Below are 24,590 nucleotides of genomic sequence, written 5' to 3'. Positions count from 1 at the left end.
TATTGGGAATGCGAAATGACTAACACCGGTTTTATAATTGGTGCGTACCCCTGCGCACCCTCGTTTCATCAGCAAGGGGAACAAGAAGAGCAGGACTTCTGGCGAGAGCTTTCCGACACGCCAGACATTCGCGGGCTGGAGCAACCGTGTCTTGAGGATCTCCATCCGTTGGGTGACGAATGGCTGTTCCGCCATACGCCGGGGGACTGGCAAATGGTGGTTACCGCGGTGATGGAAACCATGCGCCGCCGCAGCACAAATGGCGCGTTTGGCCTGGCCTCTGCCGATGAAGAACAGCGCAAAGCCTGCGTTGACTATTACCGCCATCTGCTGCGAAAGATTGATGCCATCAATACTCGCTTTCCAGGCAAAATTATCGCCCTGGAGATGCAGGCCGCGCCGCAGGCGGGAAACCCGTCTGTTGAACAAGCTACCGCTGCGTTTTCCCGTTCTGTACGCGAAATCACCTCATGGGACTGGTCATGCGACCTGATGCTTGAACACTGCGATGCCATGACCGGCCCCGCGCCACGCAAGGGGTTTTTGCCCTTAGCGCAGGTGCTTGAGGTGGTGAAAGAAACGGATATCAGCGTATGCATCAACTGGGCGCGGTCGGCTATCGAAGGACGCAATACCGCGCTGCCGCCTGAACATGTTAAAGCCGCACTTGAAGCCGGGAAGCTGGGCGCACTGATGTTCTCCGGGACCTCCGTTCGCGGAGCGTACGGCGAATGGCAGGATCTGCACGCGCCATTTTCCCCGTTCTGCGCCGACAGTTTAATGACCACCGACCAGGTAAAAGCACTTTTTACTGCGGCGAGTGCCGCAACATTGAAATTCTCCGGTATTAAATTACTGGAAATAAATGCTAATGCTAACGTCAGCCATCGCATCGCTATTTTGCGCGACGGCATTAGTGAAATGAAAAAAGCAACGCAATAACAATAAAAATCTTATTCCGGTTACATTCACTGAGATATTAAATATGAATATTTCTACTCATGCTCTACAAGCGGATATTCCGCGCCAGCGCTGGTTAAGAATCATTCCGCCTATTCTTATCGCCTGTATTATTTCATATATGGACCGCGTGAATATCGCATTTGCGATGCCAGGCGGTATGGATGAAGAGTTAGGTATCTCTGCCACCATGGCAGGCCTGGCGGGTGGGATCTTCTTTATCGGTTATCTGTTCCTGCAGGTGCCCGGCGGCAAGATTGCCGTGCATGGCAGCGGTAAGAAGTTTATTGGCTGGTCGCTGGTTGCCTGGGCGGTGATTTCGGTCCTGACCGGCGTTGTGACCAACCAGTATCAACTGCTGGCACTGCGCTTCTTACTCGGTGTGGCAGAAGGCGGGATGCTGCCCGTGGTGCTCACGATGATCAGTAACTGGTTCCCGGATGCCGAACGCGGCCGCGCCAATGCGATTGTCATCATGTTTGTTCCCATTGCGGGCATCATCACCGCGCCCCTGTCGGGCTGGATTATCACCGCACTCGACTGGCGCTGGTTGTTCATCATTGAAGGGCTGATGTCCATTGTGGTGCTGGTGCTCTGGGTGTTCACCGTCTACGACCGCCCGCAGGAGGCTCGCTGGATCTCCGAGGCCGAGAAAAATTATCTGATACAAACGCTGGCCGCAGAACAGCAGGCTATTGCCGGAAAAGCGGTGAAAAATGCCTCGCTGAGTGCGGTTCTGTCCGACAAAACCATGTGGCAGCTGATTGCCCTGAACTTCTTCTACCAGACCGGGATTTACGGTTACACCCTCTGGCTGCCGACCATTCTCAAAGAGCTGACGCATACCAGCATCGGCCAGGTGGGAATGCTCGCCATCCTGCCTTATGTCGGTGCCATTGCGGGCATGTTCCTGTTCTCTTCACTGTCTGACCGTACCGGCAAGCGCAAGCTGTTCGTCTCCCTGCCACTGATTGGCTTCGCGCTCTGCATGTTCCTCTCCGTGGCGTTGAAAGAGAACATCTGGCTGGCCTATGCCGCGCTGGTGGGCTGTGGCTTCTTCCTGCAGTCCGCTGCGGGTGTGTTCTGGACGATTCCGGCGCGCCTGTTCAGCGCAGAGATGGCCGGTGGCGCTCGCGGCGTGATTAACGCCCTGGGTAACCTCGGTGGGTTCTGCGGCCCTTACGCGGTGGGCGTGCTGATTACCCTCTACAGCAAAGATGCCGGGGTGTACTGCCTCGCGGTTTCGCTGGCGCTGGCCTCGCTGCTCGCCCTGATGCTACCGGCGAAATGCGATGCCGGAGCGGAACCCAACCCCGGCGTGAACCCGCATAAGCACGCAGCCTGATCCCCCCGCCCTCTCCTGAAGAGAGGGCGTAAGACAAGAGAGTCAACGATGAGTGAAAAAGAGCCCTTCTGGCTGGGTATCGATTGTGGCGGAACGTATCTGAAAGCCGGTCTGTACACCAGCCAGGGCCAGGAAGTCTGTATTGAGCGCCGCGCGGTTGCCACACTCAGCCCACACGCAGGCCACGCTGAGCGGGATATGCACCAACTCTGGCAGCAGTGCCACACCACCGTCGCCCTGCTGCTTAAAAATGCCGACATTGGCGGCGCACAAATCAAAGGCGTCGGGATATCGGCACAGGGTAAAGGACTGTTTTTACTGGACAAGTATGACCAGCCGCTCGGCAACGCCATCCTCTCCTCTGACCGCCGGGCGCTGGAGATTGTACAGCGCTGGCAGCAGGACGGTATTCCTGAAAAGCTTTATCCGCATACGCGCCAGACGCTATGGACGGGGCATCCCGCCTCCCTCCTGCGTTGGGTGAAAGAGAATGAACCGCACCGTTATCAGCAGATTGGCTGTGTGATGATGGCGCACGACTACCTGCGCTGGTGCCTCACCGGCGTTAAAGGGTGTGAAGAGAGCAACATCTCTGAATCCAATCTCTACAACATGAACACCGGGCAGTACGATCCGCAGCTCACACGCTGGCTCGGCATCGACGAAATTGACGGCGCGCTGCCGCCGATCGTCGGTTCAGCAGAAATGTGCGGGGAAATCACCGCTCAGGCCGCCGCCCTGACCGGTCTCGCAGCGGGTACACCCGTTGTGGGGGGGCTGTTTGATGTGGTTTCCACCGCGATCTGCGCCGGGTTACATGACGACAGCACGCTCAACGCCGTGATGGGCACCTGGGCTGTCACCAGCGGGATCGCCAACGGTATAGGCCATAACGAGCCGTATCCCTATGTGTATGGGCGCTACGTTCATCCGCAGCACTACATCGTTCACGAAGCCAGCCCCACCTCGTCCGGTAACCTCGAATGGCTGACCACACAGTGGGGCGACATGTCATTCGATGCGATCAACCAGGCCGTGGCCAGCCTGCCGAAAGCCGGAAGCGATCTGCTCTTCCTGCCGTTCCTCTATGGCAGCAACGCCGGGCTGGAGATGACCTGCGGGTTTTACGGCATGCAGGCCCTGCACACCCGCGCGCATCTGTTGCAGGCGGTCTATGAAGGTGTGGTCTTCAGCCACATGACCCATCTTAACCGCATGCTACAGCGCTTCACGCACGTGCAGGCATTGCGCGTAACCGGCGGCCCTGCCCATTCAGATGTGTGGATGCAAATGCTCGCGGACGTCAGCGGTCTGGCAATAGAACTGCCACAGGTCGAAGAGACCGGCTGTTCCGGCGCGGCGCTGGCCGCGCTGGTGGGTACCGGCGTTTATCCCGATTTCCGCACCGCGCAGCAGGCTGTCAGACATCACATTCGCGTCATCACACCCGACAAGCATGCCCATGCGGCCTACCAGCGCAAGTATCAGTGCTACCAGCTACTGATTTCAGCACTACAGGGCTATCACGCCCATGTTAAGGAGCACGACCTATGAGCCGACCATTACTGCAGCTGGCGCTCGACCATACCTCAATTCAGGCCGCACAGCGCGACGTCGAGCGGCTTGCGGATCACGTCGATATCATCGAAGCAGGCACCATTTTGTGTCTCACCGAAGGGCTTAATGCCGTGCGCGCACTGCGCCAGCAGTGTCCGAAAAAAACGATCGTGGCTGACTGGAAAGTGGCCGATGCCGGAGAAACGCTGGCTGAACAGGCGTTTGGCGCAGGCGCGAACTGGATGACCATCATCTGCGCCGCGCCGCTGGCAACCGTCGAGAAGGGTCACGAGGTGGCTCTGCGCTGCGGCGGGGAAATTCAGATGGAGCTGTTTGGTCACTGGACGCTGGATGATGCGCGAGAATGGCACCGTATCGGGGTCACACAGGCCATTTATCACCGTGGGCGCGACGCACAGGCCAGCGGCCAGCAGTGGGGCGAGGTGGATCTCGCCAGCATGAAAGCCCTCTCGGATATCGGCCTGCAGCTCTCGATCACCGGCGGCATTACCCCCGCCGACCTGCCGCTGTTTAAGCAGATCAATGTGAAAGCGTTTATTGCCGGACGGGCACTGACAGGCGCGGCTAACCCACCGCAGGTGGCCCATGCATTCCATTCACACATCCGCGACATCTGGGGGGAGTAACCATGCGTCAGCATCCGTTAGGTATCTACGAAAAAGCGCTGCCGAAAGCGCTCACCTGGCCAGAGCGCCTGGTGCTGGCAAAAAGCTGCGGATTTGATTTTGTCGAGATGTCGATCGATGAAACTGATGAGCGTTTGTCCCGCCTTGAATGGAACACCGCGCAGCGCGCCTCTCTGGTTGAGGCGATGCTGGAAACCGGGGTCGCGATCCCGTCGATGTGTCTGTCTGCCCACCGCCGTTTCCCGTTTGGTAGCCGGGACGAGACCGTCCGCGAGCGCGCACGCGCCATCATGACCAAAGCCATCCGTCTGGCGCGCGATCTCGGTATTCGCACCATCCAGCTTGCCGGGTATGACGTCTATTACGAAGAACATGACGAAGGCACCCGGCAACGCTTTGCCGAAGGGCTGGCATGGGCCGTGGAGCAGGCCGCCGCCGCGCAGGTCATGCTGGCAGTGGAGATCATGGATACCGCGTTTATGAACTCCATCAGCAAATGGAAAAAGTGGGACGAAATGCTCGCTTCACCATGGTTCAGCGTTTATCCGGACGTCGGCAACCTGAGCGCGTGGGGTAACGATGTGGCCGCCGAGCTGACGCTGGGCATCGATCGCATCGCCGCCATCCACCTGAAAGATACCCAGCCCGTGACTGAACAAAGCCCCGGACAGTTTCGTGACGTACCGTTCGGTGAGGGGTGCGTCGATTTCGTGGGCATATTTAACACGCTGAATCAGCTCAATTATCGCGGCGTATTTCTGATTGAAATGTGGACTGAAAAAGCCAAAGAGCCGGTACTGGAAATCATCCAGGCACGCCGCTGGATTGAAGCCCGGATGCAGGAAGGAGGGATGACATGTTAGAACAACTCAAAGCCGAGGTCCTGGCGGCAAACCTGGCGCTGCCCGCCCACCAGCTGGTGACTTTCACCTGGGGCAACGTCAGTGCGGTGGATCGTGAACGCGGCCTGATGGTGATTAAACCCTCCGGCGTGGAGTATGACGTGATGTCCGCAGAGGATATGGTGGTGGTGGACATTGCCACGGGCCAGGTGGTCGAGGGGGTTAAAAAACCCTCTTCCGACACGCCAACCCACCTGGCGCTGTATCGCCGTTACCCTGAAATTGGCGGCATTGTGCATACCCATTCCCGCCACGCCACTGTCTGGGCGCAGGCAGGGCAGGATTTACCGGCATGGGGTACCACGCACGCTGACTATTTTTATGGTGCGATCCCCTGCACGCGGTTGATGACCCCGGCTGAAATTGCGGGTGAATACGAATACCAGACCGGTGAAGTGATCATCAAAACCTTTGAGGAGCGCGACGTAAACCCGATGCAGATCCCGGCGGTGCTGGTCCATTCTCACGGCCCGTTCACCTGGGGAAAAAATGCGGCCGATGCGGTACATAACGCTGTGGTGCTGGAAGAGTGCGCCTTTATGGGGCTGTTTTCACGCCAGCTTGCGCCACAGCTACCGACGATGCAGCAGGAATTGCTCGATAAACATTACCTGCGCAAGCATGGAGCAAATGCCTACTACGGGCAGTGATCACCCGGAATTAATATGCTCCTTACAGTACCGCCGTTTCCAGACGGCGGGCGTTAAGCCGGTATGCTTTGAAAATATCTGCCGGAAATACCCGACATCATTAAAACCGCAGCGGGTTGCCACTTCGGTCAGGGACGCGGAGTCGTTCAGCAACAGCTTTTCTGCCGCCCTGACGCGCTGGCGATGGATCGCTTCCGTCAGGGTTAAGTGAAAGGTCCGGCGAAATACGCGTCCCAGATAATCGGCATTGCAGTGCAAGGCTTTTGCCAGTTGCGATGTGGAAAGCGGCAGATGAAACTGCGTGCGAATAAGCTGTTTTGCCTTCCATGCCATGGCCGCGCCGGCTTCATCGGCTCTGTCTTCATAACCTGAGGAGATCGACACTTGCTGTAAAATCAGCAGCAAAATCATTTCCAGCGCCACGCTTCGCTGTAATTTTTCCTGCTCACTCAGGAATTGCCGGAATAGCGCAATCACATATTGAGCATCGCGCACGCAGCAATGTTGTTCAATGGCCACCGGAAAAGCATGTGGCAAAGGCGACGATTGCGCTTCGACCTCAAAATGCAGCCAGTAGAACCGCAGGTCCGCCGGGAAATCTTCTGTCCCCACGTGTCGACGCGCCGGCCAGAGCAGTAAGCTCTCTCCCGCTTTCACCTCAAAGAGCGTGTTTTCTTCCTGGATCGTTAATGTCCCTTTTTCGACGAAGATAATCTCCCACGAGGTTAATTTGCGCGCCGGATGCCGGCCCACGCCCCGGGAAATAAAGAGCCCACCATTTTGCACTTTAATCGGAAGCGCTATGGATAATTCAAGCATGGATATTCACCATTCCGCTCTGATTGCCATTAATATTCATCTTATGCTTTGATTATTAATGAATATCTTCCTGCCTTCCCGATCGAAATCACAAATTTATCATCAGGTCGGAATCGTCACCTTTTTATACTTTTCCCTTCCCTTGTTGGCCTGAGCGTTCGGTGCAGAATGAATGGGGTACCTTGCATAAATACGATAAAAATCGATTACCGAGGAGTTACCTCATGACTTCCACACCGATTACAGAATCACAGGTCGTACAAGGGGCTATGGATGACCGCCTGTCAGTCCGCGAAAAAATAGGCTACGGCCTGGGTGACGCGGGTGGCACGGTCATTACCTGCCTGATCATGAATTTTCTTACCTTCTTCTACACCGACGTTTTTGGTCTGACGCCTGCGCTCGTTGGCACGCTGTTTATTGCCCTGCGCGTGTTTGATGCCATTTCCGATCCGGTGATGGGGGTGATTGCCGACCGAACACAAAGCCGTTGGGGGCGTTTTCGCCCGTGGCAGCTGTGGGTGGCGCTTCCTGTCGGGGTTATCGGTGTACTGACCTTCACCGTGCCTGACGCCAGCATGGGGGTGAAAATCGCCTGGGCGTTTGGTACCTATCTGCTGTTGTCAGTGGGCTATACCGCCATCAACGTGCCCTACTGCGCGCTGATCAACACCATGACCACCCGCCACAGCGAGGTCATCTCCTGCCAGTCATGGCGCTTTGTGCTGTGCGGTGTGGCGGGCTTTTTGGTCTCTGTTGGCCTGCCGTGGCTGGTCGCAGCGCTGGGCGAGGGCAACGCCGCGCGAGGTTATCAGCTCGGCGTTGGGGTGTTGTGCGCCATCGCCGTGGTGATGTTCCTCTGCTGCTTCTTCTGGGTGCGTGAGCGCGTCCCGCTGGCGCTGATGGGCAAATTCACCTTACGCGAGCACCTGGCCGGCCTGCGCAACAACGATCAGCTCCTGCTGATGCTGGTGATGTCATTCCTGCTGATCAACGTCTTCAACATTCGTGGCGGCGGCTACATGTACTTCATCACCTACGTGCTCCAGGGCAGTACCGCTTATACCTCGCTGTTCTTCACGATGGTGACCTTTGCGGCCATTCTCGGCGCGGTGATCGTGAATCCCCTTTCTCGCCGGATTGATACCGTCAAACTCTATTACTACACCAACCTCGTGCTGGCCGCGCTCGCGGCGGGTATGTGGTTTCTGCCAGGCGGTCCGGCTCATCAGATGCTCTGGCTGATCGTTATTCTGAGTAACGGTGTCATTCTCGGTTTTACCCTGCCCCTGCACTTCTCGCTGATGGCATTTGCAGATGACTATGGTGAGTGGAAAAACGGGGTACGTTCATCTGGCATGAACTTCGCTTTCAATCTGTTTTTCATCAAGCTCGCCTGGGCGTCCAGCGCCGGGATCATCAGCCTGGTGTTTATCGCCGTCGCCTACCAGCCGGGCGCGGGCAACCAGACGCCAGCCTCGTTACAGGGAATTACTGCGATGGAGACGCTGCTCCCCGCCCTTTTCCACCTGCTGCTGGCGGTCTCAATCCGCTGGTGCAGACTCAACAATCCCATGATGTCGCGCATTGCCACCGATCTGCGCCAGCGTCACGTATCGTCCTGAGGAGAATGACATGTCCATAATGGAAGCCGACCTGCACACACTGAACATCAACGACCCGTTTCTCGGCCAGTATCAGCGGCTGGTGCGTGATGTGGTGATCCCCTACCAGTGGGATGCGCTAAACGATCGCGTTACCGAAGCCGAACCGAGTCACGCCATCACCAACTTCCGCATTGCGGCAGGGCTGGAACAGGGGGAGTTCTATGGGATGGTGTTTCAGGACAGCGACGTGGCGAAATGGCTGGAAGCCGTCGCGTGGTCGTTGTGCCAGAAGCCCGACCCGGAACGTGAAAAAACCGCCGATGAGGTGATTGAGCTGATTGCGGCGGCGCAGTGCGACGATGGCTATCTCAACACCTACTTCACGGTGAAAGCACCCGGTGAGCGCTGGACGAATCTCGCCGAATGCCACGAATTGTATTGCGCCGGACATATGATTGAAGCTGGCGTGGCCTATTTTCAGGGGACCGGAAAACGCCGTCTGCTGGAGGTGGTATGCAAACTGGCGGACCATATCGACCGGGTCTTTGGCCCCGGCGAGGAGCAGCTTCACGGTTATCCGGGCCATCCGGAAATTGAGCTGGCGCTGATGCGGCTTTACGACGTCACTCAGGAACCACGTTACCTGGCCCTTGTGAAATATTTTATCGACACGCGCGGCACACAGCCTCATTTCTACGATATCGAATATGAGAAACGGGGCCGGACATCGTACTGGAACACATACGGCCCGGCGTGGATGGTCAAGGACAAAGCCTATAGCCAGGCGCATCAACCGCTTGCCGAACAACATACCGCCATCGGCCACGCGGTTCGATTTGTCTATCTGATGGCGGGCATGGCGCATCTTGCTCGCCTGTGTCATGACGAGGGTAAACGCCAGGACTGCCTGCGGCTGTGGAATAACATGGCCCAGCGACAGCTCTATATTACCGGCGGGATCGGCTCGCAAAGCAGTGGCGAAGCCTTCAGCAGCGATTACGATTTGCCTAACGATACGGTATATGCCGAAAGCTGCGCCTCCATTGGCCTGATGATGTTTGCCCGCCGGATGCTGGAGATGGAAGCGGACAGCCAGTACGCCGACGTGATGGAGCGTGCCTTATACAACACGGTACTGGGCGGCATGGCGCTGGACGGTAAACATTTCTTCTATGTGAACCCGCTGGAGGTACACCCTAAAACGCTGGCATTTAATCATGTCTACGACCACGTTAAGCCGGTTCGCCAGCGCTGGTTCGGCTGCGCCTGTTGCCCGCCCAATATCGCCCGCGTGCTCACTTCGCTGGGCCACTATCTCTATACCGTTCGTCAGAACGCGCTCTTTATCAACCTCTATGTGGGGAACGACGTCGCCATACCGGTAGATGAGGGCACCTTACAGCTACGGATTAGCGGTAATTATCCATGGCAGGAAGAGGTCAACATCGAGATCACCTCACCTGTCCCGGTGACCCACACGCTGGCACTACGTTTACCGGACTGGTGCGCAAGCCCGGCTGTGTCACTGAACGGCGAAAGTGTCACGGGTGATGTCTCCCGGGGGTATCTGTACCTCACCCGCCGCTGGCAGGAGGGAGATACCCTTACGCTGACCTTACCCATGCCGGTCCGGCGCGTGTACGGTAACCCGCTGGTACGCCAGCAGGCCGGCAAAGTCGCGCTGCAGCGTGGCCCGCTGGTCTACTGCCTGGAAGAGGCCGACAATGGCGCGAACCTGCATAACCTCTCCCTGCCTGAGCAGAGCGAATTTCGGGTCTTTGAAGGAAAAGGGATCTTTGCGCACAAGATACTGATTCAGGCGGAGGGCATCGCGCGTCACGCTGATGAGGAAGGCACGCAGGCACTGTGGCAGTACGATCGCGCCCCGGTGCAGCGCCAGCCCCGGACGTTGACCTTTATTCCGTGGTTCAGCTGGGCAAACCGGGGAGAAGGGGAAATGCGGATTTGGGTGGATGAGGCCTGAAGGCATCTATCCTGTCAGCCTCACCCCAACCCTCTCCCACAGGCGCGGGAGATAAAAACCGAGGCCGGGTAAGGCAATCGCCACCCGGCTTTAGATCAGAAACGCCAGGACATGCCGGTCATCAGCGCGAAACTGTCTTCGCGGTCGATCATCGGACTGTTCTTCACGTCGTCAGGTAACACGGTATAGACCGCGCTGGCGTTGATGAACAGATTCTGGGTTAACTGATATTTAGCCGCGAGACCCACATACGGCGTCCAGCTATCACCTGCGGTGTATTCATTGAGGCCTGAGCGGCGAGACTCATTGCCGGATACGCCGTAGTAGTAATCGTTATAGCTTTCGTCGCTGTAGAAAATACCTACCGATGGCGTCAGCGTCAGACGTTCCATCCGAACCGGACGGAAGTATGAGATTTCACCGATCACGCCGCCGCTCTCATCCATCGCATCACCCGAGACCGCCACTTTCAGCGAGCCCCAGTGTTCATGGCGGTAGTACGCCCCGCCGAGAAACGCTGATGCTTTACGCTCATCGAGGTGTTTCATCTGAGCGTCGTCGTTATCTTCAGGATCAAATCGCAGTGGCATCCACGATGCGGTCATGCTGAATTCATTTTTTTCGTCTTTCCACAGGATCCATCCGCCGGTGGTCTGGCGAATATAAAACCGGTCGCCTTCATAGCTAATTAACGGTACCGCCGTGGTATTTTCGTTATAACCTTTATAAGGCGACTCATTAAATACAGCCCCCGCCCCAAGTGAAAAGTCACCAGCCATTGCAGATGATGTTGCAAATAACGTGGCTGCGATGAGTAAATTGTATTTAATAGTCATTACATGTAATCCATTTAGACGCCAAACAAGCGAGGCGAATAATAATGGTTACAAATTTGCCAATGCAACGCTGCAGTTTATATAATATTATATATAAAAACATATAGATGGGTGCGCATGATGAATAAGTTCCAGCTAAAACCACGCGAGTTAAAAATTATTTCCGTCATCGCAGCCACCCACAGTATTGGCGATGCCGCAGCCCTGCTGGGCATGGCACAGGCTAACGTCAGTAAATACCTTTCTGATTTTGAAACGCGTGTCGGTCTTAAGGTATTTGAGCGCACGACCCGTCAACTGGCGCTAACCCAGTTTGGCGAAGCGTTACTCCCCTACATTGACGCCACGCTGGATAAAAATAGCCAGCTCATTAATTTCATTGCTGATTATAAGCATGAGAAGCGCGGAAAAGTGACCATTTACGCCCCAACGGGTATCGTGATGTATCTGGCGCGACACGTGATCCATCAGATTGAGGACATCGGTGATATCCGCATCTCGTTAAAAACGTACAACCTGGATCGTAATGAATATTCCGAAGGGGTCTCGTTCCCCGATGATTGCGATATTCTCATTACCTATGCTCAGCCGAAAGATGAAAGTCTGGTCGCCAGTGTGTTAACGAAATATTCCGTCACGGCGTTTGCCACTGAAGAATATTTGAAAAACCACCCCTTAACCGGACCTGAAGATTTAATGAATCACTCCTGTATTTTAATAGACTCGATGCTGGTGGATGAGGCGAACATCTGGCGTTTTCGCGTCCACGGCAGCGAGACCGTATATGATTACAGAGTGACCGGGAATTATATTTGCGACAATACGCAGACGGCGCTGGAACTGGCACGAAATAATCTCGGTATTGTTTTTGCGCCGAAAGAAAGCCTGAAAAAAGAGCTTAAGAGTGGTTCTCTGGTTCCCTGCTTCCCCCATCAGGAAGAGTGGTGGCTCGACCTGACGGCGATATTCCGCAAACGTGAATACCAGCCCTGGCGCGTGCAGTACATTCTGGACGGCGTACTGAACTGCCTGCGTCAGCAAATTGCTCAGGCTGCCCAGGGGCAGCCTGAGCTGGAGGGTTAGAACAGCCCCAGAGGTTTATCGGAATAACTCACCAGCAGGCATTTCGTCTGCTGGTAATGCTCCAGCATCATCTTGTGGGTTTCACGCCCGATGCCCGACTGCTTATAGCCCCCAAAAGCCGCGTGCGCCGGATAAGCATGGTAGCAGTTGGTCCACACGCGCCCGGCCTGAATGCCCCGCCCCATTTTATAAGCCAGATTACCGTTGCGGCTCCAGACGCCAGCCCCGAGGCCATACGGCGTATCGTTAGCAATCTCCAGCGCCTCTTCCATCGTTTTGAAGGTGGTGACGGCCAGCACCGGTCCGAAAATTTCCTCCTGGAAAACGCGCATGTTGTTTTTGCCGAACAGGATCGTCGGCTCCAGGTAATACCCGTCCTGCAGATCGCCGCCCAGCATTTTACGCCGACCGCCGGTCAGGACATCCGCCCCTTCTTTCTTGCCGATATCAATGTAGTTGAGGATAGTGTCCATCTGCCCGTGCGAGACCTGCGCGCCCATCTGGGTCACGTTATCAAGCGGGTTACCGCTGCGGATAGACTCGACGCGGCGAATGGCTCGCTCCATAAAGCGCTCATAGATAGACTCCTGCACCAGCGCGCGGCTTGGGCAGGTACAGACTTCACCCTGGTTAAAAGCAAACAGCGCAAAGCCTTCCAGGGCTTTATCGAAGAAGGCATCCTCTTCCTCCATGACGTCGGCGAAGAAAATGTTCGGCGATTTACCGCCCAGCTCCAGGGTCACTGGAATGATGTTCTGGGTCGCGTACTGCATGATCTGCTGACCCACTTCCGTCGACCCGGTAAACGCGACTTTGGCGATCCGTTTTGAGGTCGCCAGATATTCCCCTATCTCACCCCCCGCCCCGTTCACCACGTTAATCACGCCTGGCGGGAGAAGGTCGCCAATGACTTCCATCAGCAGCAGGACTGACAGCGGGGTCAGGCGGGCCGGTTTGAGCACAATGCAGTTACCCGCCGCCAGGGCAGGCGCCATTTTCCAGCTCGCCATCAGCAACGGGAAGTTCCACGGAATGATCTGCCCCACCACCCCCAGCGGTTCGTGGAAGTGGTACGCCACGGTGTCGCTGTCTACCTCGCTAATTCCGCCCTCCTGAGCACGAATACAGGAGGCAAAATAGCGGAAGTGGTCAATGGCCAGCGGCACGTCTGCCGCCATCGTTTCACGGATTGGCTTACCGTTATCCCAGGTTTCCGCCGTTGCCAGCAGCTCCAGATTCTGTTCCATCCGGTCAGCGATTTTGAACAATATCGCCGCTCTGTCCTGAACAGAGGTATGCCCCCATTTGTCTTTGGCTTTGTGCGCGGCGTCCAGCGCCAGATCGATATCCCCCTTGCCGGAGCTGGCTATCTCACACAGCGGCTGGCCGGTAACGGGCGTCAGATTGGAATAGTATTCGCCGCCGACGGGTGCAACCCAGTCGCCGCCGATAAAGTTTTCATAACGGGGCTTCAGCTTGAGGGGAAAACCATACTCGCCAGGCTGGATACGCGATGAGGGAGGATTGTTTGTCATGACCGTCTCCTTGCTGTTGGTGTACAGCAAGGGTAGTTCCGGCTGGCGATTTTCTCGCCAGCCGGTAACGGTGTTTACGACGGGGGTCACGGAGTTTCAGGAAATAATAACGAATCCCGCAATAAATGATCGTTGCCACGACGACGGGTAAAGCCGATGCGGTTGAAATATTCCAGGATCTGAATCGCCAGCTTGCGCCCGACGTTCAGCCGATCGCGGAAATCTGCTGCACAGGTCGTGCCTCGCGCCTGATCCAGCTCGCGGATCAGGTTAGCAAACGCCACAATGCGATCGTTACGGTAATAACGATCTTTCACGATCGCGACGATTAACCCCTGCTGCGCCGCATGGCGCAATACCTGGCGCATCACCTGTTCGTCGGTATTCGTTTCACGTGCGAGATCGCGAACCCACCACGGCTCGTCGCCAAACAGCGGGGCCACTTTCTGCCATATCGCCTCTTGCCCGGCGTTGAACCCGGCTTTGTGATCCGGCAGATGCAGCCAGCCGTGGTGGCTTTTTATCAGCCCACTTTCGCGCATGTTTTCAATCAGCAGCAGCACCAGCGCATCGTTTTCCATCGGCAACGCCATGCGTCGCAGGCGTTCACGTCCCGGGCCGGGTTCATCCTGATGCTGTTCATGGTAAGTGGCGAGCGTGGTCAGTACCTTGCGCTGCCAGCATGCTGCGACCGGGGCATTCAGTAAATTGTTACCCGCCTGAATAAAACCGGGCTCCTGGGTCAGCAGGCGTAATCCTTCCGCGCTGAGCTGACGAGCCCATGCGAAATCGCTCAGATTGACGGCACCGCGCTCAAGATGAACAAGCAACGCGGCTTTATCATCCGCGGCCTGCGCCAGCGCTCCCAGCCATTGCAGATACTCCGGCTTGCGCTTGCCGCGACGCGGCGGGTTGAGCGCTACTACCCGCGCCCCGGCCAGCGTCTCCCGGGCCGAAATGTCACGCAGTACCAGACGGTCATTATCCGCGAGCCACAGTGGCGAATCGAAAACCAGTTCGGCAAGGTCGTTTTCCAGCAGTGACACGCGCCCGGTGATATGGCTGGCCGCGTGGTGGATATGCAGCGGCTGCCATTGGGTCAGCGGCACATGCGTCTGCAGGGCGACGATCGCCCGCTCAGAAGGCTCTGGCGGTACACCGGCCAGCAGCCAGTCGCCACGGTTAAGCTTCTCTTTTTCCGCATCGCCCGCAATATTGAGCGCGATCCGCTGCCCGGCATGGGCATGCTCTACGGGCTGGTTCTGTGCATGCAAACCGCGCACACGCATCGGGGCGTTGGCACCCGTGAGCCATAAGGTATCGCCCACGTTCACTTCACCGCTCAGCGCGGTACCGGTGACCACCAGCCCCGCGCCTTTAACGGTAAAGGCCCGGTCGATCGCCAGACGGAAACGATGATGGCTGGCATGCTCGCGTGAAGTAAGCCGCTGCAAATGGTGGCGAAGTTCGTCAATACCGCGCCCTTCTGTCGCCACGGTAACGAACAATGGCGCATCGGCAAATCCATACTCCCGCAAGGTCGCCTGCACGGTTTCACGCACCGCGTTGAGTCGCGCCTCATCGACGCGGTCAGCTTTGGTCAGCGCAACGGTCAGCTGCGGGTTGCCCGTCAGCTGTAAAATTGCCAGATGTTCACGCGTTTGCGCCATCACGCCGTCATCACAGGCCACCACCAGCAGAGCATGATCGATGCCACCGACGCCCGCCAGCATGTTAGAAAGAAACTTCTCGTGTCCCGGTACATCAATAAAACCCAGCACCCGGCCATCAGGCTGAGGCCAGTAGGCATAGCCCAGATCGATGGTCATGCCGCGTTTTTTCTCTTCCGGCAGACGATCGGCATTCACCCCGGTCAGGGCCTGTAATAAGGTGGTTTTTCCGTGGTCGACGTGACCGGCGGTGGCAATAATCATTTCAACAGCATCTCCAGAAATCGCGCTTCATCTTCAAGACAGCGTAGATCCAGCCACATTCGGCCATCGTAAATGCGCCCGATAACCGGTGCTGGCAAGGCACGCCAGTGCGCCGACAAAGCGTCAAGCTGGCTGCCGCGCCCGTCACGGGGTGTAAACGTGAGCGCCGCGCTGGGCAGCCTGTCCACCGGCAGTGAACCGCTGCCGATCTGCGACTGACAAGCTTCAAGGCGCACGTCAAAATCGGGGTAGTGCGGCGCAACGTGTGGCAAGAGCAGTTCACCCTGGGCGCGAATTGAGGCGGCATCACGGGCCAGCAGGCGCAGCGTGGGCAGACGTTCAGCCAGTTTTTCCGGGTGGAGATAAAGGCGCAGCGTCGCTTCCAGCGCGGCAAGCGTCATTTTATCGGCCCGCAGTGCACGCTTGAGCGGGTGCTGCTGCAGCTTCGCAATAAGCGCACATTTACCCACGATAATCCCCGCCTGCGGGCCGCCAAGCAGTTTGTCGCCGGAGAAACTCACGAGACTGACGCCCGCCGCAATCATCTCCTGCGGCATGGGCTCTTTTGGCAGACCGTACTGGCTCAGATCGACCAGCGAACCGCTACCGAGGTCGGCCACCACCGGCACACCCAGCTCACGGCCCAGCTCCGCCAGCTCCGCCTCTTCAACGGTTTTGGTGAATCCGGCTATCTGGTAATTACTGGTGTGGACCTTCATCAGCAGCCCGGTATTTTCATTCACTGCCGCGCGATAATCTTTTGCATGCGTGCGGTTGGTGGTGCCCACTTCATGCAGGGTACAGCCCGCCTGGCGCATAACATCCGGAATGCGAAACGCACCGCCAATCTCGACCAGCTCGCCACGGGAAACCACCACCTCTTTACCGCTGGCGGTCGCTGCCAGCATTAACAGTACCGCCGCCGCGTTGTTATTCACGATGCAGGCATCTTCTGCGCCGGTCAGCTCGCAGAGCAGGTCCGCCAGCGCCCGATCGCGATGTCCGCGCCCTGCGCCGTCCAGATCGTACTCAAGCGTCACGGGGGAACGCATGGCCTGCACGACCGCAGCGACGGCCTCTTCTGCCTGTTGAGCGCGACCAAGGTTGGTGTGCAGCACGGTTCCCGTCAGGTTGATGACCGGGCGTAACGCGCTTTGTGCTTTCTCCTCGAGCCTCAGCTCCACTTCCTGCCCCCACGCCGCACACCAGTCCGGCAATGCATTTTCTGTCTGAATATGGCTGCGGGCTTCGTCCTGAAGCAGACGTAATATTTCAACCGTCGCGGTATGGCCGAACCGCGCAACGGCAGCATGTACGCGCGGCTCGCGAAGAAGACGGTCGGTTGCAGGGATCTGGCTGTACAGGGAGTGATGAGTTGTCATGAAAGCGCCTGGCGAGTAAATATCATCCCCCCTCCCGACGGGAGAGGGAGTCAACATAAGAAGGGATTGTACCGCCTCCTGCTGCGAAGTGTTATAACCCGCATCAAGCCTTTGGCGGTTCGGTACGGGCAAAGCTCTCGCGCTGAAAGAGCGTTTCTGCAAGCTTCACCAGCAATGGACGGTCGACGCACCAGCCGGGGGAAACGTGGCGGAAATTGAGATAACCGATGGCGCAGGCAATGGCTATCGTTGCCAGGTTCAGGCTATCGGGTTGAATTTTTCCCTCCCGGATAAGCTGTTCGCACCAGTCCAGGCTGCGGCTGATTTTTTCACGCTGGCGTAACAGTTCCGTTTCAGACTGCTGGGCGGCGGGTCTTGCCTGCTCGCGTACGGACGTTAACGCCGCATCCATAATACCGTCGGCCAGCGCTTCAATTTGCTTCATTGCCAGCGCCGCGTTTGGATCGGCCGGTAACATCGCCGGGGCCACGCCGAGCAGCTCGATGTACTCCGCAATAATGGGGGAATCAAACCAGTACTGGCCTTCGTCTGTTACCAGCGCCGGCACTTTTCCCAGCGGGTTGTACTGCGCCACACCGTTTTCAGCGTGATAAGGCTGTTCATTGACGAACTCGAATTCAATCCCTTTCTCCAGCAGGAGAATCGAGATTTTTCGCACGAAGGGACTGGTGTAGCTGCCGATAAGTTTCATTGCCTGATCCTTGATGCCGAAAAAAGTCAGTATGGATCAAGCGATGAAAAAAGGGCAGGTATGCGTGTCGCATTCCTGCCCTGAAGGGGTTAGTGATCGAGATAGAGGTAGTGCATCCAGCTGGTCATACGCAGCAGCACCTTACGCATTACCGAGACGTGAGCAAAGTGATCCGAATAGACCGCCACCTGAGCATAAATGCCGTCGGGCAGCGCATCGACATCAGCATTCGGCTCCAGCTCGATAGTGCCTAATACGCCATCGGTGCCAGGGATCACGGTCAGCGACTGCAGCGCACCCTGCGCCTGGTATGACCCCCCCGGCACCACCGGCAGAATACTGGTGAGCTTGCCGGAGAAGACCTGGCCCGGCAGCGCGTTGAAGACCACTTCCGCTTCGTCGCCCGGCTTCAGACGCAGCAGCGAGTTCTGACGGAACTGGGCCACAATCTGGCGTTTCTGTTCAGGAATAAAGACCATGACCGGGCGCAGCGGCAGCGCGGCAGCATAGGTCCCCGGACGAATCAGCACCTGCGTGATATAGCCATTGCTCGGCGCACGCACCACGGTCTGATCCAGGTTGTATTTCGCTTCAGCAAGCTGAGCACGCAGGGAAGCAACCTGGGATTGCTCACCGTTGACCATACTGTCTAACTGACTTTGTATTTGCGTCTGTTCAGCCACCGAGCCTTTTACCAGCGCATCCTGCGCCAGATAGTTTTGCCGTGCGTTGTCGATATCGCTTTCAGAGAACGGGTTAACCTTTGCCCGGCTGCCTTTCAGGTAGCGCTGGTAATCTTTATACAGGCGGTCACGTTCAGCGGACACGCGCGTGGTATTGGCGACCGCTTCCGCAAGCTGCGCTTTGAGATTGTCGATATTGTGCGTGGCGGTGACCAGGTCGGCCTGCAGTCTGTCGACGCGCGCCTGATAGCGGCCCGGATCAAGTTTAAATAACACTTCGCCTTTTTTAATTAGCTGGTTATTTTTATCGGTAACTTCACTCACTACCCCAGTAACCTGCGGCGTAATCGGAATGGAAATAACCGCTTTTTGCGCCGTAAAGGTATAGGGATGGTTATAGTTCATCAACAGGATAAGCCCGGCGACAATAAACACCCCACCTAATGTTGCGGTCGCGAGGGTCCACTGGTTTACCGGAATACGGAATATTTTAAAAATGGCCCATGCAAAGGCCACATAGGTCAAAATAATCAGCAGATCCATGATTAGTGCTCCAGCGTATTCTTGTCAGCCGTGGGAGGTACCGCTGCCAGTTTTTGTTCTAATTCGGCCACACGTTTAGTCAGAGCATCCATACCCGGGACCTCATCAGGTTTTGAGATGTGGTTCTGCATCCCCCAGCCGCGATCTTCGCGGTACAACGTGGCCCAAATCCACAGGAACGGCCAAATCGCATGGAGAGTAAACAGGCTAATCCATCCCGCCGTATGAATGGCATCCGCATGGGGATGATTCCGTTTTTTGGCCATATTATAAGGAATATCATGGATGGCGATGATTCCGTAAAAAAGAACCAGAAATACAAAAATCAATACGCCCAGCGCAAAATAGTTGAGAAACATATTCTCCTCACTTAAACAACGTCAACTCATTAAATTAATAAAACGGTACGCAACCTAATTAATTTTTTATAAATACGAGGTGTACTTATATTTCAGAGCCGGGGAGTATCGTTTTTTATAATATCTCCATGCAAGTTTATAAGCGTGTCAAAATATATCCTGAATAATAATAGACTTAACCTTACAATATGAGCGTAACGTACCTTATTGCTTTTCGCCATACCACACATGAAAAGTCATTTTTTAGCTTTATGTGTGACTTCATGACATCCTGGCGTTGAATCGCCAGGCAGAATTTGTCGCCGATCACATCCGGAGAATTCTGCATAAAAATTTTTTGTGAAATTAGTCACAATCCAGAAACAAACTCACGACAACCAAATGTGATTTACATCACAGAAGTGGGTGGTTTTTGCGTTATTTATCGCCATCGTATTTTTTTTATCCACCATTTTTGTGACGAAGATCACTTCATTCATGTCTGCACCCCCTACATTTACGTGATTCATATCACACAAATTTCCGTCGTCTGGACAGTTGAACGATTCAGTGCCAGATTTCACAGCATCAGAACAGGGCCCGGCTACCTCTGCCGCCTCATTAACAATAAACCTCGGGCCGCAAGCCTAAGCGTAAACAGAAGAAGGGGTGTTTTATGTCATCCGATTTCAAGATCAAAGTTCAAAGCTTTGGTCGTTTCCTCAGCAATATGGTGATGCCAAATATCGGCGCGTTTATCGCGTGGGGTATCATCACTGCGTTGTTCATTCCGACAGGGTGGTTGCCTAACGAAACGCTGGCGAAACTTGTTGGCCCAATGATTACCTACCTGCTGCCGCTGCTTATCGGGTTTACCGGGGGTCGTCTGGTGGGTGGAGACCGTGGTGGCGTTGTGGGTGCCATCACGACGATGGGGGTTATCGTCGGTGCGGATATGCCGATGTTCCTCGGTGCAATGATTGCGGGCCCTCTGGGCGGCTGGGCAATTAAGAAATTCGACGTCTGGGTTGATGGCAAGATCAAATCCGGCTTCGAAATGCTGGTGAACAACTTCTCTGCGGGCATCATCGGTATGATCCTCGCGATTCTGGCGTTCCTCGGCATTGGCCCTGCGGTTGAAGTGCTGTCCAAAGTTCTGGCGGCAGGCGTTAACTTCATGGTTGCGCACGACATGCTGCCGCTGGCGTCTATCTTTGTTGAACCGGCGAAAATCCTGTTCCTCAACAACGCCATTAACCACGGTATCTTCTCACCGCTGGGTATTCAGCAGTCTCATGACCTCGGCAAGTCCATCTTCTTCCTGATTGAAGCCAACCCGGGCCCGGGCATGGGTGTTCTGCTGGCGTACATGTTCTTTGGTCGCGGCAGTGCGAAACAGTCTGCGGGCGGTGCGGCTATCATCCACTTCCTGGGCGGTATCCACGAAATTTACTTCCCTTACGTGCTGATGAACCCACGTCTGATCCTGGCCGTTATCCTCGGCGGTATGACGGGCGTGTTCACCCTGAGCGTGCTGGGCGGTGGTCTGGTTTCTCCGGCCTCTCCAGGCTCCATCCTGGCGGTCCTGGCGATGACCCCGAAAGGTGCCTATTTCGCTAACATCGCAGCCATCTGTGCGGCAATGGCCGTCTCCTTCGTGGTCTCTTCTATCCTGCTGAAAACCAGCAAAGTGAAAGAAGATGACGATATCGAAGCGGCAACCCGTCGTATGCATGACATGAAAGCCGAATCAAAAGGCGCCACGCCGCTGGCGGCGGGCGATGTCTCTAACGACCTGAGCCACGTACGTAAAATCATCGTGGCCTGTGACGCGGGTATGGGTTCCAGCGCCATGGGTGCCGGCGTGCTGCGTAAGAAAGTGCAGGATGCGGGTCTGACCAACATCTCCGTCACCAACAGCGCCATCAACAGCCTGCCTGCAGATGTTGACCTGGTGATTACGCACCGCGATCTGACCGAACGTGCGATGCGTCAGGTTCCTCAGGCACAGCACATTTCGCTGACCAACTTCCTGGACAGCGGCCTGTACACCAACCTGACCGAACGTCTGGTGGCGGCACAGCGTCATGAAGATAACGAAGTCAAAGTCCGCGATAGCCTGAAAGACAGCTTTGACGCGAACGACAGCCACCTGTTCCGCCTGGGCGCAGAAAACATCTTCCTGGGCCGCACGGCGTCCCACAAGGAAGAGGCGATTCGCTTTGCCGGTGAACAGCTGGTGAAAGGCGGCTACGTGCAGCCTGAATACGTTGACGCGATGCTGGAGCGTGAAAAGCTGACCCCAACCTATCTGGGTGAATCCATTGCGGTTCCACACGGTACGGTTGAAGCGAAAGATCGCGTACTGAAAACCGGCGTGGTGTTCTGCCAGTATCCGGATGGTGTACGCTTCGGTGAAGAAGAAGACGACATCGCCCGCCTGGTGATTGGTATCGCCGCTCGCAACAACGAGCACATCCAGGTGATTACCAGCCTGACCAACGCGCTGGATGACGACTCTGTCATTGAACGTCTGGCCAACACCACCAGCGTGGAAGAAGTGCTGGCGCTGTTGAACAAGTAACGGAACCTCTTCCCTCTCCCCCTGTGGGGAGAGGGTTAGGGTGAGGGCAAAGCCTCACCCCAGCCCTCTCGGGTAAAAACATTGATTAAGGTTAATACTATGAAAGCATTACATTTTGGCGCAGGTAATATCGGTCGTGGCTTTATCGGTAAACTGCTGGCAGACGCAGGCATTACGCTGACATTCGCCGATGTGAATCAGGTAGTCCTGGATGCCCTGAATGCCCGTCATAGCTATCAGGTACACGTGGTAGGCGAAAACGAGCAGGTTGAGACGGTGTCTGGCGTTAATGCGGTAAGCAGCATTGGCGAAGACGTTATCGACCTCATCGCCAGTGTCGATCTGGTGACCACGGCCGTTGGTCCGGTGGTGCTTGAGCGCATTGCCCCTGCGGTGGCGAAAGGCCTGGCAAAACGTAAAGCGCAGGGCATCGACACACCGCTGAACATCATCGCCTGTGAAAACATGGTGCGCGGCACCACGCAGCTGAAAGGCCATGTGCTCGCCGCCGTCGCGGATGAAGATAAAGCCTGGGTGGAAGCGCACGTCGGCTTTGTGGATTCCGCCGTTGACCGCATCGTTCCGCCATCAGAATCCGCCACCCACGATCCGCTGGAAGTGACCGTGGAAACCTTCAGCGAGTGGATCGTTGATAAAACCCAGTTTAAAGGCGCGCTGCCAACCATTCCGGGGATGGAATTAACCGATAACCTGATGGCCTTTGTCGAACGTAAACTCTTCACGCTGAACACCGGGCATGCTATAACCGCGTACCTCGGAAAATTGGCCGGTCATCAGACCATTCGTGACGCGATCCTCGATGAGAGCATCCGTGCGGTGGTTAAAGGGGCAATGGAAGAGAGCGGCGCGGTGCTGATCAAACGCTACGGTTTTGATGCTGAGAAACATGCAGCATACATCCAGAAAATCCTCGGTCGTTTTGAAAACCCGTATCTGAAAGATGACGTTGAGCGCGTAGGCCGTCAGCCACTGCGTAAACTGAGCGCGGGCGATCGCCTGATTAAACCGCTGCTGGGCACGCTGGAGTATGGTCTTGCGCACGCCAACCTGGTGAAAGGGATTGCCGCCGCGATGCATTACCGCAGCGAACAGGATCCACAGGCGCAGGAGCTGGCTCAGCTGATTAACGATAAAGGCCCGCAGGGTGCGCTGGCGCAGATCTCGGGTCTGGATGCCAACAGCGACGTGGTTGTGGAGGCGGTGAACGCTTACAACGCAATCAAATGATGCAGAGTGCGGCGCAGGATAGCCTGCGCCCAAATAACAGATTGTCAGATATGCAGGCAATAATGGAACAAACCCAGGCCTTTGAAAATCGTGTGCTTGAGCGTCTGAATGCTGGCAAAACCGTACGAAGTTTCCTGATTGCCGCCGTCGAGTTGCTAACCGAGGCGGTGAATATTCTGGTACTTCAGGTGTTTCGCAAAGACGACTACGCGGTAAAATATGCTGTAGAACCGTTACTGGACGGAGACGGACCGCTGGGCGATTTATCGGTACGTCTGAAGCTGATTTATGGTCTTGGCGTGTTGAACCGACAAGAGTATGAAGATGCCGAGCTGCTGATGGCGCTGCGCGAAGAGTTAAATCATGACGGTAATGAGTACACCTTTACCGATGATGAGATCCTTGGCCCCTTCGGCGAGCTACACTGCGTCTCCGCGCTTCCCCCTGCTCCCCATTTTGATAACAGTGACCCTGAGCTGTACGCGATGCAAAAGCTGCGTTATCAACAGGTTGTCCGTTCCACAATGGTCCTTTCCCTGACTGAGCTGATTTCCCGAATCAGCTTAAAAAAAGCGTTTCAGAAGTAAGCCTGCTCACATTGGTGTATCCTTCCCTGTAAATTCCCCGTTTTCAGAGTTATTTGTCATGAAAGAAGTCGAAAAGAACGAAATTAAACGCCTGAGCGACCGCCTGGATCTGATCCGCCACCAGATGGCTGGTCTCTCACTGGTTGAGTCCGCCGAGAAGTATGCCGAGCTGGAGAAAGAGAGTGAGAAGCTTGAAGCGGAAATCGAGCGTCTGCGCGAAGTCAAAGGCCAGAAGCTGAGCAACGAAGCCCAAAAGCTGTTGAGCATGCCGCACCGTCGCGCCATCACTAAAAAAGAGCAGGCCGACATGGGCAAGCTGAAGAAAAGCGTCCGTGGCCTGGTGGTGGTTCATCCCATGACCGAGCTTGGTCGCGAAATGGGTCTGAAAGAGATGACGGGTTTTTGTAAGACCGCGTTTTGATCGTCCCCCGCCCTCTCTCCCAGGCGAGAGGGCGAAAACCACACCGCATCGCCCCCCTCACCGCTTAAAATTGGCCCAACCAATCTCCCGTTAATCACTTTCCTGGTTCACAATTCCACTAATTTCCCTCACAAAATCATTGCCGACTCATAACAACTGGTTAACCATTTATTGTCATTCACCCTACAACACAATATTGGCAGGACCACTTTTACACAGTTTGTGACGCAGAG

Annotated in this window: 21 protein-coding genes; 13 read left to right on the top strand and 8 right to left on the bottom strand. The window is 55.8% G+C overall.

All coding sequences use genetic code 11. From position 1 onward, the window contains the following. The first annotated feature begins 15 nt into the window (after positions 1–15). From AB6731_RS17940 to araD, 6 genes are read left to right on the top strand one after another with little or no spacing between them, the layout of a single operon-like run. Positions 16–942, top strand: a complete 927-nt coding sequence (locus AB6731_RS17940) for a DUF4862 family protein (RefSeq protein WP_371006626.1) — start codon at positions 16–18, stop codon at positions 940–942. A 43-nt stretch (positions 943–985) separates the two neighbouring features. After that, positions 986–2,305: an MFS transporter gene (locus AB6731_RS17935; protein WP_014168105.1), complete on the top strand. Its 1,320-nt coding sequence runs from the start codon at positions 986–988 to the stop codon at positions 2,303–2,305. A 48-nt stretch (positions 2,306–2,353) separates the two neighbouring features. Next, positions 2,354–3,859 (top strand): FGGY-family carbohydrate kinase, encoded by a 1,506-nt coding sequence (locus AB6731_RS17930; protein WP_371006625.1) that lies wholly within the window; start codon positions 2,354–2,356, stop codon positions 3,857–3,859. After that, positions 3,856–4,509, top strand: coding sequence for a 3-keto-L-gulonate-6-phosphate decarboxylase UlaD (gene ulaD, locus AB6731_RS17925; RefSeq protein WP_371006624.1), 654 nt, complete (start codon positions 3,856–3,858; stop codon positions 4,507–4,509). The genes AB6731_RS17930 and ulaD overlap by 4 nt, the downstream gene beginning before the upstream one ends. 2 nt (positions 4,510–4,511) lie before the next feature. Further along, positions 4,512–5,372, top strand: a complete 861-nt coding sequence (locus tag AB6731_RS17920; protein WP_181216246.1) for an L-ribulose-5-phosphate 3-epimerase — start codon at positions 4,512–4,514, stop codon at positions 5,370–5,372. Next, a complete protein-coding gene (gene araD, locus AB6731_RS17915; protein WP_014168101.1) occupies positions 5,366–6,061 on the top strand; it encodes an L-ribulose-5-phosphate 4-epimerase in 696 nt (231 codons plus the stop codon). Before AB6731_RS17920 ends, araD begins: the two co-directional genes overlap by 7 nt. Here the strand turns inward: araD and AB6731_RS17910 are convergent, their stop codons facing one another. Further along, the gene (locus AB6731_RS17910; protein ID WP_025206441.1) at positions 6,062–6,880 is read right to left on the bottom strand and encodes a helix-turn-helix domain-containing protein; all 819 of its coding nucleotides are present in this window, start codon (positions 6,878–6,880) and stop codon (positions 6,062–6,064) included. It lies immediately after the preceding gene. A 224-nt stretch (positions 6,881–7,104) separates the two neighbouring features. On the opposite strand from AB6731_RS17910, the gene AB6731_RS17905 reads away from it, so the two are divergent. Together AB6731_RS17905 and AB6731_RS17900 are read left to right on the top strand one after the other, a co-directional pair. Next, positions 7,105–8,505, top strand: coding sequence for an MFS transporter (locus tag AB6731_RS17905; protein WP_020882660.1), 1,401 nt, complete (start codon positions 7,105–7,107; stop codon positions 8,503–8,505). 10 nt (positions 8,506–8,515) lie between these two features. Further along, entirely contained in the window at positions 8,516–10,471 is a 1,956-nt protein-coding gene (locus AB6731_RS17900; RefSeq protein ID WP_371006623.1) for a glycoside hydrolase family 127 protein, read from the top strand. A 95-nt stretch (positions 10,472–10,566) separates the two neighbouring features. On the opposite strand, the gene AB6731_RS17895 is transcribed toward AB6731_RS17900, so the two are convergent. After that, on the bottom strand, positions 10,567–11,307 hold the full coding sequence (locus AB6731_RS17895; protein WP_014168097.1) for a MipA/OmpV family protein: 741 nt from the start codon (positions 11,305–11,307) through the stop codon (positions 10,567–10,569). Positions 11,308–11,424: 117 nt separating this feature from the next. On the opposite strand from AB6731_RS17895, the gene AB6731_RS17890 reads away from it, so the two are divergent. After that, entirely contained in the window at positions 11,425–12,390 is a 966-nt protein-coding gene (locus AB6731_RS17890; RefSeq protein ID WP_059305611.1) for a LysR family transcriptional regulator, read from the top strand. Here the strand turns inward: AB6731_RS17890 and AB6731_RS17885 are convergent. The 6 genes from AB6731_RS17885 to AB6731_RS17860 all read right to left on the bottom strand — a co-directional run bounded on the left by AB6731_RS17885 (position 12,387) and on the right by AB6731_RS17860 (position 19,538). Then, on the bottom strand, positions 12,387–13,925 hold the full coding sequence (locus AB6731_RS17885) for an aldehyde dehydrogenase family protein (RefSeq protein WP_020882663.1): 1,539 nt from the start codon (positions 13,923–13,925) through the stop codon (positions 12,387–12,389). The two genes, AB6731_RS17890 and AB6731_RS17885, sit on opposite strands and share 4 nt — an antisense overlap. An 86-nt stretch (positions 13,926–14,011) precedes the next feature. After that, positions 14,012–15,859 (bottom strand): selenocysteine-specific translation elongation factor, encoded by a 1,848-nt coding sequence (gene selB, locus AB6731_RS17880; RefSeq protein WP_025206443.1) that lies wholly within the window; start codon positions 15,857–15,859, stop codon positions 14,012–14,014. Then, entirely contained in the window at positions 15,856–17,241 is a 1,386-nt protein-coding gene (gene selA, locus AB6731_RS17875; protein WP_333097984.1) for an L-seryl-tRNA(Sec) selenium transferase, read from the bottom strand. Before selA ends, selB begins: the two co-directional genes overlap by 4 nt. Positions 17,242–17,344: 103 nt before the next feature. Next, the gene (locus AB6731_RS17870; protein ID WP_014168092.1) at positions 17,345–17,953 is read right to left on the bottom strand and encodes a glutathione S-transferase; all 609 of its coding nucleotides are present in this window, start codon (positions 17,951–17,953) and stop codon (positions 17,345–17,347) included. Between the two features lie 89 nt (positions 17,954–18,042). After that, the gene (locus AB6731_RS17865) at positions 18,043–19,179 is read right to left on the bottom strand and encodes an HlyD family secretion protein (protein WP_014168091.1); all 1,137 of its coding nucleotides are present in this window, start codon (positions 19,177–19,179) and stop codon (positions 18,043–18,045) included. Positions 19,180–19,181: 2 nt separating this feature from the next. After that, positions 19,182–19,538: a DUF3302 domain-containing protein gene (locus AB6731_RS17860; protein WP_014168090.1), complete on the bottom strand. Its 357-nt coding sequence runs from the start codon at positions 19,536–19,538 to the stop codon at positions 19,182–19,184. Between the two features lie 655 nt (positions 19,539–20,193). Between AB6731_RS17860 and AB6731_RS17855 the strand changes: the two genes are divergently transcribed. From AB6731_RS17855 to AB6731_RS17840, 4 genes are all read left to right on the top strand, one after another. Next, positions 20,194–22,101 carry a PTS mannitol transporter subunit IICBA gene (locus tag AB6731_RS17855; protein ID WP_014168089.1) on the top strand — a complete coding sequence of 636 codons (1,908 nt, stop codon included), beginning with the start codon at positions 20,194–20,196 and terminating at the stop codon, positions 22,099–22,101. A 99-nt stretch (positions 22,102–22,200) separates the two neighbouring features. Continuing rightward, entirely contained in the window at positions 22,201–23,349 is a 1,149-nt protein-coding gene (mtlD, locus tag AB6731_RS17850) for a mannitol-1-phosphate 5-dehydrogenase (RefSeq protein ID WP_020882667.1), read from the top strand. Further along, entirely contained in the window at positions 23,349–23,936 is a 588-nt protein-coding gene (gene mtlR / locus AB6731_RS17845; protein ID WP_192879999.1) for a mannitol operon repressor MtlR, read from the top strand. Before mtlD ends, mtlR begins: the two co-directional genes overlap by 1 nt. Positions 23,937–23,994: 58 nt before the next feature. After that, positions 23,995–24,357 (top strand): YibL family ribosome-associated protein, encoded by a 363-nt coding sequence (locus AB6731_RS17840; RefSeq protein ID WP_014168086.1) that lies wholly within the window; start codon positions 23,995–23,997, stop codon positions 24,355–24,357. Positions 24,358–24,590: the final 233 nt, after the last annotated feature.

The organism is Enterobacter sp. RCC_40 (assembly GCF_041360735.1).
GTDB classification, from domain to species: Bacteria; Pseudomonadota; Gammaproteobacteria; order Enterobacterales; family Enterobacteriaceae; genus Enterobacter; species Enterobacter ludwigii.
The sequence above is the reverse complement of the archived record's forward strand: the minus strand, read 5'-3'. Positions and strand labels throughout refer to the sequence as shown.